The following is a 13,251-nucleotide window of genomic DNA, read 5'->3' as shown; positions in this document are numbered from 1 at the left end:
ACCCCAAGGGGAGCGGGACAAGTTTTGACCGCGGTGGCGCCGCGCTACGCTTGAGCCGACAGAGGAGGCCACCATGCAGATGAACGTGAAACCCATCCCGACGCTCGACCCCCGGATCAACGAGATCCGCGCGCTCACGGCGCAGATCGTCAACCGCAATATCCTGCCCAACGAGCGGGAGCTCTGGGCGGGGTGGCGGGACGGCGCGACGGCGGAGGAGCGGCGCGGCGCTCGGGAGCTGCGGGAGTCGATCAAGGAGAAGGTGAAGCAGGCGGGCCTTTGGGCGCCGCATCTTCCGCCGGAGTATGGTGGCGCCGGTCTCGGCTTCCTCGAGCATGCGTACATGAACGAGGTGCTGGCCTACAGTATGGGAGCGGCGGCGCTCTTCGGCGTGGTCGCGCCCAACTCGGGCAACCAGCAAATCCTGCTCAAGTACGGCACGGAGGAGCAGAAGCGCAAGTGGCTGGTGCCGCTCACCGAGGGCAAGATGGAGTCCGGCTTCTCCATGACCGAGCCCGACTCAGCCGGCTCGGATCCGCGGTCGATCAAGACCACCGCACGCCGCGACGGCGACCAGTGGGTGATCAACGGGCACAAATGGTTCACCTCAAACGGGTTTCGCGCCGACTTCCTGATCGTCATGTGCCGCACGGGAGGGAAAGGCGACGACAACGGCCGCATGACGCAGATTATCGTGCCCAAGGACACGCCGGGCGTTCGCATCGTGCGCGGCATCGAGATCTGGGGCAGGCCGAGCGACCACTGCGAGATCACCTACGACGACGTGCGCGTGCCGCTCGCTAACCAGTTGGGCCAGGCAGGCTCGGGCCATCAGGCCGCACAGGATCGTCTCGGGGCGGGGCGCGTCTATCACTGCATGAACTCGGTCGGGCAGATGTGGCGGGCCTTCGACTTGATGGTCGAGCGGGCCACGATGCGCGAGGTGCACGGCGGCAAGCTCGAGACCAAGCAGTTCATTCAAGGGTTCATCGCCGACTCCTACATCGACATCCAGGCGGCGCGCTTGATGACCATCCACTGCGCCGAGCGCATGGACAGCCGCGCCGACCCGCGCACGGACATCTCGGCGATCAAGGTCTTCGTCCCGGCGGCCTACGAGCGGGTGGTGGACCGCGCGATCCAGGTGTGGGGCGCGGCGGGCGTCTCGGGCGATCTGCCGCTCGCCGCCATGTACCAGGGGGCGAGGACGCTGCGGCTCGCGGACGGCCCGGACGAGGTCCACAGGATCCTGATCGCGAAGAACGTGCTGGCACGGTATCACGCTGGGGAGAGCTGGGACTTCGGAAACTGACTGCGGACGCCGGCGCTGGCAGTGCTGCAGTATTGTTAACAACCGCAACTGTATCGCTACCCATGCCAAGGCGCTGATATGACTCAATTCAGCAAATCACTCGGGTCAAAGGTTGAGGCAACGCGATAGGTTTCACCGCCCTCGTCGGAATTTTGGATCGCAAGCACAAGTTCGTTAACGTGCAACGAAAAGCGCGGCGATAGGCGGCACGTCCTGCCCTCTGTGATCGCGGCCGCCAATTCCGCGATGCCGCGGGCAAAGTCCATCCCATGCGTCCGCCGATAGCGATTATTTACCCCACTTTTCGTTAGTGGATACCTTCTTCCGCCAATTAGTGGGAAATGTCTGAGACTGGGATACTTTTCCGTAACGCGGTAGAAAAGGCCGTACTTCTGAATACGTATCGGACGTAAATAGTCCCAGCACTCGTCGGTCCAGAGAATGCCCGTGTCGCCGATAATCGTGAAGCCGTGATTTTTGGGAGCTAGAATACTACAGGTCAGACGGGCCACCGCTCCGGAGACGAAACGAATGCATGCGACCGAAAAATCCGGGGCCTGATGCTCCGGCAAGCGGCTGGTAGAAAACGCGGTGACGGTCTCCGCGGGGCCGAAAAAGGCGACCAGCCACGAGAGATAGTAGCCGGCATGTTCCAATGTGCAGCCGACCTGAAACTCATCCTGCCAGGGCCATGGACTGCCCGAGTCGCTGCGCCAATTCCGGTAGCGTTTGCGGGGCAAGAAGCCATCGTCGAGTTCCGCGTAAGCCAGCAAGGGGCGTCCGATCCTTCCTTGCCGCAGCGCTTTGGCGATCGACTGGGCAGTCTCGCTCAATATGCCGCACGGCGCCGAAGCGAGGTAAAGCCGCTGCCGCTCCGCAAGTTTTACTAAATCCTCCGCTTCGCCGAAAAGCGTCGACAGCGGCTTTTCAGAATAAACGTGCTTGCCTGCTTCCAAGCAGGCCCGCGATACCGCGTAATGGTTTTGCGGATTGGTGAGGTTAACGACTATCTGCACCGACTCGTCATTCAACACCGCTTCAAGCGAAGGGTAGACGGGCAACTTATAGTAGGCCGCGAACCGGGACGCGCGTTCGGGAATGCGGTCGGTAACTCCCGCAATCTTAAGCTCCGGATGAGCGCGCAGCGTTCCGACGTAATAATCCGCGACGTAACCGCAACCCACGAGTGCGATGCGTGTCACGCGTTGAAGGCCTCCTAATTGACGTTAGGACTCATCTGGCAATGCTCACCGGGGTATGAAAGGCCCCATTGTTGCCGAGCATCATCCAGAATCTTCATGACCCCGATAGTCCCATCCAGCGGCATGAGTTCGCTTTCGGTCTTTCCGCTTTCAAGGCAGCGAACCACCTCCTGCGCCTCGTAGTTGTAGCCATTGCCGCGGAACGAACGGACCGTAGTTTTCACACGTCCGACCGCGTTGAGCGCCAGCCAAAGCCTTCTAAGTACGGCCGATCGGCTAATTATGCTCCTCCAGCGCGGCGCCGAGGGCGACTGTACAGTTTGCCCCTGGAGTTTCTCCAAGGAAATCCGGTATGGACAGATCAAGGGCTCGTGGATTCGCAACCGCCCATTCGTCCCCATCACCACCGCCTCGTTAGGACCTTGAGTACGCAAGCTGGCGGTTATCGCCGCCAGTTGGCCCTTCGCGTACTCAAGGATGACTGAACACTGCTCGTCTACGCCCGTTGGTCCGAGGATCGCGCGTCCCGTGACCCTGCTCGGTTCGCCGAGCAAATGGCAAGCCAAAGATATACCATAAACGCCCAGATCGAGCAGCGCACCGCCACCCAGAGCGCGATTGAAGAACCGGCTTTGCGCGTCGGCGTGTACGGCGTGACCTATTCCAGCGATCAGCAATTGCACGTCGCCAATGTCGCGATTATCGATCAGCTTTCTGACGTCGCGCATCACGGGCAAAAACCGCGTCCACATCGCCTCCATGCAAAACAAGTGCTTGCGACGCGCCAGATCTACGACCTCACGAGCTTGTGCGTGGTTCAAAGTAAAGGGTTTCTCGCACAAAACCGCCTTTCCCGCATTCAGACAATAAAGACTTAGGTCCCGATGGCTGCTGTTGGGCGTCGCGATGTATACTACGTCGATGTCCTTGTCCCGTATAAGTTCACTGTACGAAGCATAAGCTCTGGGCACGGCAAGCAAACCGGCAAATTGGCGGGCAGAGCTCTGCCTGCGCGAACCTACAGCCATCAGTCGCGCACCGCGGACTGACTTAAGTCCATCGGCAAACCGTCCGGCCGCGTAACCGGTTCCCAGGATCCCCCAGCTTATCATGAGGTGTAAGACGGATCTCCGTTCTGCCTATCTGGTTTCAGCCCGCTTTATAAACCAAGCGGCCTCCCTCGGCAAGGTTTTAGGCGCCGTTTTGATCCACTCTGCTTCGGCGGCGCCGGCAAGGGGGGTTCGCCTGCCAGGGAACCTCTGCACAAGTCGAACGATATGGGTAGAATGAAGTTGATGGGTGGATGGTGTGGAGGTGGAGCGATGAGTGATCAAGGGCAGGCGAGGGCGCCGCTACCCGCCAACTCCAGTGGGTTTCCTCGCGTCAACCGGCCATGATATTTAATCTAATTCGCGCGGAGTTCGCCCCTTCAGCTTCCGGCGTCGAGGAGGATGGATGTTTTCATCGATCGAGGACGTAATCGAGCGATTCGCCAAGAACAATTATATCGCCAGCCGGCGAATCGCCACCGTCATCTACCTGGCAACTGAACTGCGCAAGCCCGTCCTGGTCGAAGGTCCCGCCGGCGTCGGCAAGACCGACCTGGCCAAGGTGCTGGCCGCATCGCTCGGCTTCGATATGATCCGTCTTCAGTGTTACGAAGGCCTCGACGAGGGCAAGGCGCTTTACGAATGGGAGTACGCAAAGCAGCTCCTCTATACCCAGATTCTCAAAGACAAAATCAGCGAAGTGCTGGTCGGCGCCAAGAGCTTGACCGAGGCGGTCGATCGAATCGCCGCGCAGGACGAAGTCTTTTTCTCCGAGCGCTTCGTGCTGCCGCGGCCTCTGCTCAAGGCTATTTCCAGCGAGCAGCCGTCGGTCCTGCTGATCGACGAGATCGACAAGGCCGATGCCGAGTTCGAAGCGTTTCTGCTCGAATTGCTTTCCGACTTTCAGGTGACCGTGCCCGAACTCGGCACGCTCAAGGCCAAGCACATTCCGCTGGTCGTGCTGACTTCGAACAACGCGCGCGAAATGTCCGACGCGCTCAAGCGGCGATGCTTGCATCTGTACATCGACTTTCCCGATCGCGTGCAGGAGCTTGCGATCGTCAAGCTCAAGGTCCCCGAGGCGGCGACCAAGCTCGCCGAGGAAGTCGTCACCGTCGTGCAATCGCTGCGCAAACTCGATCTCAAGAAAACGCCCGGCATCAGCGAAACGCTCGATTGGGTCAAGGCCCTGACGCTCCTCAACGTGAACAGTCTCGATCAGGAACTCGTCACCGAGACGCTCGATACCATCGTCAAGTACGAGGGCGATGTGCGCAAAGCGCAGGAAGAACTCAAGGACTACGTGCGGCGCGTGCGCGCGCGTCGCGGCACCGAGGCCGGCAGCGACAAGGATCTACTAAACTGAACGCGCGGCGGCTTGAACGAGCAGCAGGGTAGGGCACGGCGCAACGATGCAAGAGAAGCTGGTAGAATTTGCCAACCTGTTGCGCGAGAACGGCGTGCGCGTCTCACTGGCGGAAACGCTCGACGCATTCAGCGCTTCCGAAGTCACCGGACTGAGCGAGCGCGATGCGTTTCGCGCCGCGCTACGGGCCACGATGGTCAAGCGGGCCAGCGAATTGCCCGTGTTCGAAGAACTGTTCGATATCTACTTTTCCGGCCTCGGCGAGATTATCAAGCAGGCGAGCCAGGCCGTGCAGAACGCGCTCTCGATGTCGGATCAGGAATTTCAGAAATTCCTCGATCAAGTCGAGAAGATGCTTCAGAAAGAAGGCAAGAATCTCTCCGAGCTTGCCAGGCAATTGCTGCAGAACAACTCGGGCGAGATGGAGCGTAAAATCCGCGAGGCCTCGCGCGCCGTCAAGCTCAATGGGATCGAGCGCACGATCGAGGAGAACTACTTTGCGCGCGCGCTCGCTCGCCAGCTCGGCCTCGATAAGATCGAAGCCGAGATCAAGGAACTGCGCGAGCAGCTCGAGAAGATGGACATCGGCTCCGAGCTCAAGGCAAAAATGGAAGAATATCTCGAGCGCCGCCTCAAGGCGCTCGACGACATCATCCGCCGCTACGTCCGGATGGAGCGCGAGAAACGCGACATCAAGCAGAAGGAAGATCAGCGCCTCAACCAGATCGGCGAGAAGAGTTTCTATTACCTGACCGAAGAAGAACTCAAGAAAATGAACGAGGCGGTGACGCGCCTCGCGCAGCGCCTCAAAAACGTGATCACCGTGCGCCGCAAGCGTTCCAAGAAGGGCCGCTTCGACATCAAGCGCACCCTTCGCCAGAACCTCAAATACGGCGGCGTTCCGTTCAAGCTCCGCTTCGAGAAGCGCAAGAAAGAGAAACCGCAGGTCGTAATCCTGTGCGACGTTTCGGATTCGGTGCGCAACGCGTCGCGCTTCATGCTGCAGTTCGTTTACTCGCTGCAGGATCTCTATTCGCGCGTGCGCAGCTTCATCTTCGTCGCCGACATCGGAGAAGTAACCGAGTGCTTTCGCAACAATGACGCCAAGGAGGCGCTCGACGTCGCGCTCACGGGCGATATCATCAACGTGTATGCCCACTCGAATTTCGGCTATGCGTTCCGCAACTTCGTCACCGATCATCTGGGCGCCGTCAACAAGCGCACCACCGTCATCGTGCTCGGCGACGCGCGCAACAATTACAATCTGCCGCACGATTGGTGCTTGCGTGAAATCCGCCAGCGCGCCAAAAAAGTGATCTGGCTTAATCCTGAAAGCCGCAATACCTGGGGCTTCGGCGACAGCGAAATGGATCGCTACGCCGCGCACTGCGACCTGGTGGAAGAGTGCCGCAATCTCAACCAGCTTTATCGGGTGGTCGATCGCTTGGTCGCAGGCTGAGGGACTCGATCCTCGCAGCTGCGCGGCTTGTTCGGTTGACCACACGGCGTCTTTGGGCCAAGATATTTTCTCCAGGCGATGCGCGGGATTTCGACTTGAAGCCGCGCGCGCTTGAGGAGAAACAGTTGGTGAGCCCGTCTATGGCCGGTCACAGGGAAGACTTCATTTTGATGATTGTAGGCGGGATCACGCTCGACCCTTCGACCAAGATGCCCATCGTCGTCCTGAAGGATCCCGACAACAAGCTCAACCTGCATATCTGGGTCGGTCCGCTCGAGGCCACCGCGATGGCCACCGAGCTCGAAGGGATCAAGCCGCAACGCCCGATGACGCACGACCTGCTGCGCAATCTGCTGGCCGATCTCGGCGCGACAGTCGAGTCGGCCGAGATCACGGAGTTGCGCGAAAACACCTACTTCGCGCGGATTCGGGTCAAGACGCGCGACGGTAAGGCGCTCGAAATGGATTCGCGGCCGAGCGACGCCATCGCCCTGGCCCTGCGCACCAAGTCGCCCATCTATGTGGCCAAGAAAGTGCTCGAAGCTTCCAGCGAGCTCCACGAATCCCAGGGCGAACAGCAGACTTCGGATCAGAACCTCGCCGGTGTGTCGCGCGACAAATGGTCCGAGATTCTCGAGCGGATGTCGCCCGAGGATTTCAAATACAAGATGTAGCCGCGAGCGCGCTAAACTCCTCTGATCCTCTGCCGGGCGGCGCCCGCTGGAGCATTCGATGCCGCCGACTACCCATCGCCGGAAAAAAATAACCCAAAAGGAACTCAGGGCGCCCGACGAGCTCACGACGCTGGTCGATAGCGCGCGCGATTTCCTGGTCAACAATCTCACCCAGGTGCTGATCTCAACCGCAGTCGTTGTGCTTATCGGAGCGATCGCCGTTGGCGTGTACTACTACGAGCGCCATCGCGACAATATTGCGTCGGCCCGGTTCTATGACGCGATCACCGCGCTCAAAGCCGGCCAGAACAACCCCGCCGAAACGCAGTTCAAGCAGCTCGCCGATGAAGAGCCGGGCCGCCGGCTTGGACGCCTGGCGCGGTTTTACATGGCGAGCGCATATCTGGCCGATGGCGACCTCGCGGACGCGCGCGATTCGCTCGTTGCATTTCTCGCCGAAGAGCGTGACCCGCTGTTCCGCAGTCTCGCGCTGACGAACCTCGCGGTGGTTTACGAGCGAATGGCGGATTGGAAGAAAGCGGCAGGCGCCTATCAACAGGCCGCGGCCGATCCGGGGCCGGAGCAGGCGAGGGCGGAGCTGGGCGTGGCGCGGATGCTCGCGAAATCGGGCGACAAGCAGGGCGCGATCGCCGCCTATCGCGGCTTCCTCGCCGCCCATCCGTTCGCGCAGCAGCGCCAAGACGTAATGGAATCGCTGGCGCTGCTCGGTGCACCCGCCGAGCTGCCGCCGCCTTCAGCAGCGGCGGCTGGCCCGCAACCTGTCGCCGTTCACTAGTGCGCGCTGGCCGACGGCGGCTTCTCCCCGAGCTCCGAGTCGATCACGAATTCCAGGATTTTCCCGTCGGGCAATCCCACTACCGGTATTCCGTTGACGAAAAAGGTCGGCGTCGACGTGACTTGAACCGAGTTGCCGTCAAGCTGATCCTGCTTCACGCGAGCCTCGGTCTGCGGATTGTCCATGCACGCCTTCAGTGAAGGCCGGTCGAGCTTCTGAGAGTTGACCAGCTTGTCCACATGCTGCTGCAGATTCTCCGGGTTGATCGAACCCTGGTTGGTGTAGAAGTAGCGTGCGAAGTCCCAAAACGCCGCCGGGTTCTGCAGCCGCGCGCACTCGGCCGCTTCCGCGGCCTTGATCGCCCACAGATGCGCGTTGAGCGGGTAATTTTTGTAAATTGCCTTCACCTTGCCCTTGTATGTCGTGTTGACCAGGGTCTCGAGCATGCTGAACGCGTGTGCGCAGAACGGGCATTCGAAGTCGGCAAACTCAACGATCGTCACCGGAGCGTCTGCCGGTCCCAGCATCGGCCGATCGTCCAGGCTCACGGCGCCCATATTAACCCGTCCCCACGGCTCCGTACCGACGTCGATAAACTGGCCGATGATCGCCTTGTCCTCATTTTTGTCGAAAAACAGCGTGGTGGTGACCCTCTGTCCCTGCTCATTGCTCACGACCAGTTGCCGTGCGAGCAGTCCGTCAAACCGCGTCCTGAAAGCAGGGCCCAGCTCGATTAGTGCGGGATTGGGAATCTTGAAGTGCTTCTGCAGATAGCTCTTCAACACGGCGTCGCGTGCGGGATCTGTGGCGAACGCGGCGGCGCCGGCAGGGGAGGCCGCCCGCCCGTTCTGTGCGAGCACCGAGCTCCCGACGCCGGACAACAGCACGGCGCCAACGAACGCGGCTATGGCTACTATCTTTCTGCCGTAGCGCAGCTTCGCATAAGAAGTATTATGTAAACTACGATACATGCCTGAAAATCGAAAAACGCCTGAAATCATTAAGTACTCCAACGCTCCCCGTTTCGAGCATTTATCCGGCTCAGATTACGTGATGCTCTTCGGCGATGAAAAACGCCGTGCGCGAATGATCGATGAACTTGCGTTCGTCTTCGAGCGCGGCTGCGACTTCCTTGCTCGCCATCGCAGTCTCCAGCGCCTTCCAATCATCGAACCACAACTCCGCGACGCCGTCGAACGAAGGCTCGCGCCCCCCGAGCGCGCGATGAATCGTGTGGCTCTGAACGTACTTGCGGCAGCCTGGAATCATGCCCGCGATCGGACCGTGGATGTCGCGCCAGTAACGATGAAATTCCTCGTTGCTCATACCCGGCAGCTTGCTGATGCAATAGACGATCTTGACCATTGCCAATGAATGCTCCTAGTGAACAGTGAAAAGCGAATTTGGCACAGTTCTAGCTAATCGCGACCGCTCCGTACAGCGCCAGATTCCTTCCCTGGCGTTGCGGGTTTGCGGCCCAGCGCGTGCAACGCCCTGCGCGCTACGAAATTGCGCGGTTCTATCTTCAACGCTTCTTCGTAGTACGCAACCGCATTGGCGCCTCGCTCCAAGCCCGCCGCGCATCGCCCCATCGCGATCAGCAGCTCGACGCCGTCGGCGCCAAACTCACGCGCGCGCTTGAGCGCGGCGAACGCTTCCGCAAATTTTTCCTGCTCGGCAAGCGCAAAGCCGAGTCTCAAAATCGCCTCCGCGTTCAGCGGGTCGAGTTCGAGCGCATCGCGATACATCGACAGCGCCGCGCGCCTCGCTCCCTTCTGATATAGGTCGCGCGCGGCGGTGGCCATCCGCGCGCCCTCCTCGGCCCATCCCCGCGATTCGACTTCCACGGTGATCTCGCCGTGCGATACTTCCGCCTTGACGAGTTTCAGCTTGTCGCCCAGGTATTCGCGCAGCCGCTCGAGAACCGCATCGCCGTTGGTTTCCGGCGACTCGAGGAATGCCAGCCCCACGGGGTCGCCGATGTGATCGTTTCGCCGGATCACGAGCGATCGCCGCGCGTGCATCCTTCTCGGCGGCTTCTGTCCGTCAGACGCGCTCATTGGGATCGAAGAGTTTGCGATATTCGTCGAGCGCGAAGCGGTCCGTCATGCCGGCTATGTAGTCCGCCACCGCACGCGAAATCGGCTCGCCGTAGCGCTCCGCGCGCGCGACCACGTGCTCGGGCATCTGGCACGGCTCGGTCATGTAGGTTTCGAAAAGCCGCGCCACCACCCTGCCCGCTTTCTCGGTCATTCGGCTGACCCTGTAATGCCGATACAGGCGATCGCGCATGACCTGCTTGATTTCCCCGACCTTCGCGCCCATCGCGGCGCCGAAACACGCCAGCGCCATCCCCGCGTTGCGCACGTCCTCGACGCTGCGGATCTTGTTGCGCTCCAGCTCGCCGGCGAGGTTGATCATCAAATCGGTGGACATCGCGTCAATCATCCTGATGACCGTCTGATAGCGGATCACGCGAATCTCGGCCCGGGGATCCGCGTCGCGCGCCGCCGCCGCCGATTCTCTGAACAGCGCCGACTGATTAAGCTCGTCGACCGTCAGCATCTGCGCCTTCAACCCGTCGTCAACGTCGTGCGCCAGGTATGCGATTTCGTCCGCCAGATCGACGATTTGCGCTTCGAGGCATGGGTATGTGCTCGCGTCAAACTCTTGCGCTTCCGGACGATCCTGGAAGTGCGAATGCTTGATGATTCCCTCCCGGACCTCGAAGCTCAGATTGAGTCCGCGAAAATTCGGGTACCGGATCTCGATCCAGTCCACGGTGCGCAAGCTCTGCGCGTTGTGATCGAAGCCGCCGTACGGTGTCATCAGCTCGTTGAGCACTTTCTCGCCGGCGTGGCCGAACGGCGTATGCCCCAGGTCGTGCGCCAGAGCTACCGCCTCCGCAAGTTCCTCGTTGAGACCCAGCGCCCGCGCTACTGTGCGCGCAATTTGCGCGGCCTCGAGCGTATGCGTCAGCCGTGTGCGGTAGTAATCGCCCTCGTGATTAACAAAGACCTGGGTTTTATATTCGAGGCGGCGAAACGCGGCCGAATGGATAACGCGATCGCGGTCGCGCGCAAAGACAGTGCGAATCCGATGTTCGGGTTCGGCAAAGCGACGGCCGCGACTGGCCCGCGACGCCATCGCATACGGCGCCAGCGTGTGCGACTCTATTTCCTCCAGGTCCTGCCTCGTCCGCAGCATCGCGCCCTTATCCAGCGGTTGCGTTAAACATCCGAGATGCTACCACGCTATCGACGGCTCTCGAAGCGTCTCAGTCGACATCGGTCAACATGGTGCGGTCTTATGCCGCGCATGCCGGGTTCTTATAATCAGACGAGGGTTGTTGACGTGTCTGGCATTCGAAACCACGGCGCCATCCGCCGGATCGCTCTGACGATCGCAATGAGCGCGCTTTTCGCCGCCTGCTCGCTTTCCCGTCCCGCCCAAGTCCCGAGTCCTCCCCCCGCGCCTGCTGTACCGCAGCCAACTCCGACGCCCCAGGTAGTCGGGATGGCCTCATGGTACGGGCCGGGATTCCACGGTCACAAAACCTCGGCCGGCTCGATTTACGACCAGAAGGAACTTACCGCGGCCTCCATCGCGTTTCCGTTGGGTAGCCGCGTGATGGTCACGAATCTCGACAACGGCCTTTCCGTCGAAGTGACGATTACGGACCGTGGACCGTTCCTGAAGGGCCGCAAGATCGATCTCTCGGAAAAGGCGGCGCGCATTATCGGTATGCTCAACCACGGTACCGCGCGGGTTCGTATTTCGCTGATCAGCAAGCCGGCCGGCTCTCGCGAAGTTGGCGCGCCGCTGCGCTATTTCGTCCAGGTAGGTTCATTTTCCGAGCAACGGAACGCCGAGCAGCTGCGAAGCAAATTGGCCGCCTACTACGCCGACGTTCATGTCGATCGGCTTGATGCCGACCATCGCCGCTACTACCGTGTACGTATGGGCGCATTCGCGACTCGCTCCGCAGCCGAGGCGCGCGCATCCGATTCCGCCCGTTTTGGACTTCCAGTCGTGATCGTCACCGAATGACCAGCCGCGCCACCTACTTCGCACGACGGCTCTGGTGGCCAATCTGCGCTGTCACCACCCTGATCTTTCTCTGGGGATGCGCCTACTCGCTCGTCAACGGCGGCCGGATTAATTCACAGCAGGCCGAAAAGATCGAGACCGGCATACAGGATCTTCGCCAGCTTCGCTTCAAGCAACCGGTTCCGCTCGTCGTCAAATCCCCGGACGAGGCCGAGGCCATGATGGAGGCCGACCTGATGCGCGACTACACCGACAACCAGATCCAGGTCGACGCCGTCGCGGGCGCGCTCACCGGCCTCTTTCCCTCGCGTATCGATCTCAAGGCCGAGTCGCTCAAGCTGCTCAAGAGCCAGGTGGCGGGCTTTTACGATCCGCATGGCAAGGAAATGGTTCTGGTCGAAGGCGGCGCCGATATTGGCACCTGGAACAGCGCGGCTCAGTTCATGATTCAGCGCGACGTCGTTGGCGAGATGCTGCTCGCGCATGAACTGACGCATGCGCTCCAGGATCAGAATTTCGATCTCGAATCGAGCCTCGACAAAGTGAAGGACGACGACGATCGCGCGCTCGCGCTAAAGTCCGTCGCAGAAGGCGATGCGACCATTGCCGGGTTCGCCTACGCGCTGGGCCGGATGGACAACAGCACCGCCGACGCCCTCGCCGACAATCTCAAGAACCTCCCGCAAGCGCTCGCCGCCGAGGCGCCCGGCACGCCCGAGGGCCTCAGCGCTCCGCTGTTGTTCCAGTATTCCGAGGGCGTCCGCTTCGTCGCCGCGGCTTATCGCCGCGGTGGATGGCCTGGCGTTGATGCGCTCTATCGCAACCCGCCGCAGTCGAGCCACCAGATTCTGCATCCCGCGCTCTACTTCGACAGCGCCGCGCCCCAGCCGCGAATCGAGCTCGCCGGCTACGACCGGATCATGAGCGGCTGGAAAAAAGCCGACGACGATACCTACGGCGAGCTGCTCCTGCGCGTCATCCTGGAGCGCAATCTGGGCAAACAATCCATCGAAGTCGGACTCGCCTCGCGATGGATCGCGGACCGCATGATCATCCTGCAAGAGAGCCGCGGCGTGAACGTGATCTGGATGCTCGCGTTCAGCGACCAGCAGACTGCCCGCCACTTCGCCGCCGTCTATCAGACCTTGCTCGATCGCTTGCTGGGCGACTCCACCCCGCATCGCATCGATACCCGCTCCAAGGCGGTGCTGGTCGTGATCGGACAGGGCGCGAACTATTTCGACACTCTCGCGCCTGCCATTTGGAACGCCAGCGCGATCGAATCAGGCGGCGTAACCGCGCGCATCGAACCCTCCGCTAGGTCCGCCGCTCAATAGGGCGCC

13 protein-coding genes are annotated in these 13,251 nt (G+C 60.9%); 7 read left to right on the top strand and 6 right to left on the bottom strand.

Annotated elements, in window-relative coordinates; translation table 11 throughout:
* Positions 1 to 73: 73 nt before the first annotated feature.
* Positions 74 to 1,312 carry an acyl-CoA dehydrogenase family protein gene (locus ABR989_RS08675; protein ID WP_428127599.1) on the top strand — a complete coding sequence of 413 codons (1,239 nt, stop codon included), beginning with the start codon at positions 74 to 76 and terminating at the stop codon, positions 1,310 to 1,312.
* A gap of 83 nt (positions 1,313 to 1,395) precedes the next feature.
* Here ABR989_RS08675 and ABR989_RS08670 read toward each other — a convergent pair whose 3' ends face one another.
* Entirely contained in the window at positions 1,396 to 2,514 is a 1,119-nt protein-coding gene (locus ABR989_RS08670) for a Gfo/Idh/MocA family protein (protein ID WP_428127597.1), read from the bottom strand.
* Positions 2,515 to 2,528: 14 nt separating this feature from the next.
* Entirely contained in the window at positions 2,529 to 3,626 is a 1,098-nt protein-coding gene (locus tag ABR989_RS08665; RefSeq protein ID WP_428127595.1) for a Gfo/Idh/MocA family protein, read from the bottom strand.
* Between the two features lie 343 nt (positions 3,627 to 3,969).
* On the opposite strand from ABR989_RS08665, the gene ABR989_RS08660 reads away from it, so the two are divergent.
* From ABR989_RS08660 to ABR989_RS08645, 4 genes are all read left to right on the top strand, one after another.
* Positions 3,970 to 4,929 (top strand): AAA family ATPase, encoded by a 960-nt coding sequence (locus tag ABR989_RS08660; protein WP_428127593.1) that lies wholly within the window; start codon positions 3,970 to 3,972, stop codon positions 4,927 to 4,929.
* A gap of 46 nt (positions 4,930 to 4,975) precedes the next feature.
* Entirely contained in the window at positions 4,976 to 6,388 is a 1,413-nt protein-coding gene (locus ABR989_RS08655) for a vWA domain-containing protein (RefSeq protein WP_428127591.1), read from the top strand.
* A gap of 140 nt (positions 6,389 to 6,528) precedes the next feature.
* Complete coding sequence (locus tag ABR989_RS08650) at positions 6,529 to 7,062, top strand: bifunctional nuclease family protein (protein WP_428127589.1); 534 nt, start codon at positions 6,529 to 6,531, stop codon at positions 7,060 to 7,062.
* A gap of 58 nt (positions 7,063 to 7,120) precedes the next feature.
* Positions 7,121 to 7,858 (top strand): tetratricopeptide repeat protein, encoded by a 738-nt coding sequence (locus ABR989_RS08645; protein WP_428127587.1) that lies wholly within the window; start codon positions 7,121 to 7,123, stop codon positions 7,856 to 7,858.
* On the opposite strand, the gene ABR989_RS08640 is transcribed toward ABR989_RS08645, so the two are convergent.
* The 4 genes from ABR989_RS08640 to ABR989_RS08625 all read right to left on the bottom strand — a co-directional run bounded on the left by ABR989_RS08640 (position 7,855) and on the right by ABR989_RS08625 (position 11,065).
* Positions 7,855 to 8,829 (bottom strand): DsbA family protein, encoded by a 975-nt coding sequence (locus ABR989_RS08640; RefSeq protein WP_428127586.1) that lies wholly within the window; start codon positions 8,827 to 8,829, stop codon positions 7,855 to 7,857. The two genes, ABR989_RS08645 and ABR989_RS08640, sit on opposite strands and share 4 nt — an antisense overlap.
* 70 nt (positions 8,830 to 8,899) lie before the next feature.
* A complete protein-coding gene (locus ABR989_RS08635; protein ID WP_428127723.1) occupies positions 8,900 to 9,223 on the bottom strand; it encodes an EthD domain-containing protein in 324 nt (107 codons plus the stop codon).
* Between the two features lie 53 nt (positions 9,224 to 9,276).
* Entirely contained in the window at positions 9,277 to 9,918 is a 642-nt protein-coding gene (locus tag ABR989_RS08630) for a tetratricopeptide repeat protein (RefSeq protein WP_428127584.1), read from the bottom strand.
* Positions 9,905 to 11,065 carry a deoxyguanosinetriphosphate triphosphohydrolase gene (locus ABR989_RS08625; protein WP_428127583.1) on the bottom strand — a complete coding sequence of 387 codons (1,161 nt, stop codon included), beginning with the start codon at positions 11,063 to 11,065 and terminating at the stop codon, positions 9,905 to 9,907. The genes ABR989_RS08630 and ABR989_RS08625 overlap by 14 nt, the downstream gene beginning before the upstream one ends.
* Before the next feature lie 201 nt (positions 11,066 to 11,266).
* Between ABR989_RS08625 and ABR989_RS08620 the strand changes: the two genes are divergently transcribed.
* Positions 11,267 to 11,908, top strand: coding sequence for a septal ring lytic transglycosylase RlpA family protein (locus ABR989_RS08620; protein WP_428127582.1), 642 nt, complete (start codon positions 11,267 to 11,269; stop codon positions 11,906 to 11,908).
* On the top strand, positions 11,905 to 13,245 hold the full coding sequence (locus ABR989_RS08615) for a hypothetical protein (RefSeq protein WP_428127580.1): 1,341 nt from the start codon (positions 11,905 to 11,907) through the stop codon (positions 13,243 to 13,245). The genes ABR989_RS08620 and ABR989_RS08615 overlap by 4 nt, the downstream gene beginning before the upstream one ends.
* Positions 13,246 to 13,251: the final 6 nt, after the last annotated feature.

The organism is Binatus soli (SeqCode) (assembly GCF_050015535.1).
Classification (GTDB): Bacteria; Desulfobacterota; Binatia; order Binatales; family Binataceae; genus Binatus; species Binatus soli.
Note: the sequence above shows the minus strand (reverse complement) of the source record. Positions and strands in the feature narration are given on the sequence as shown.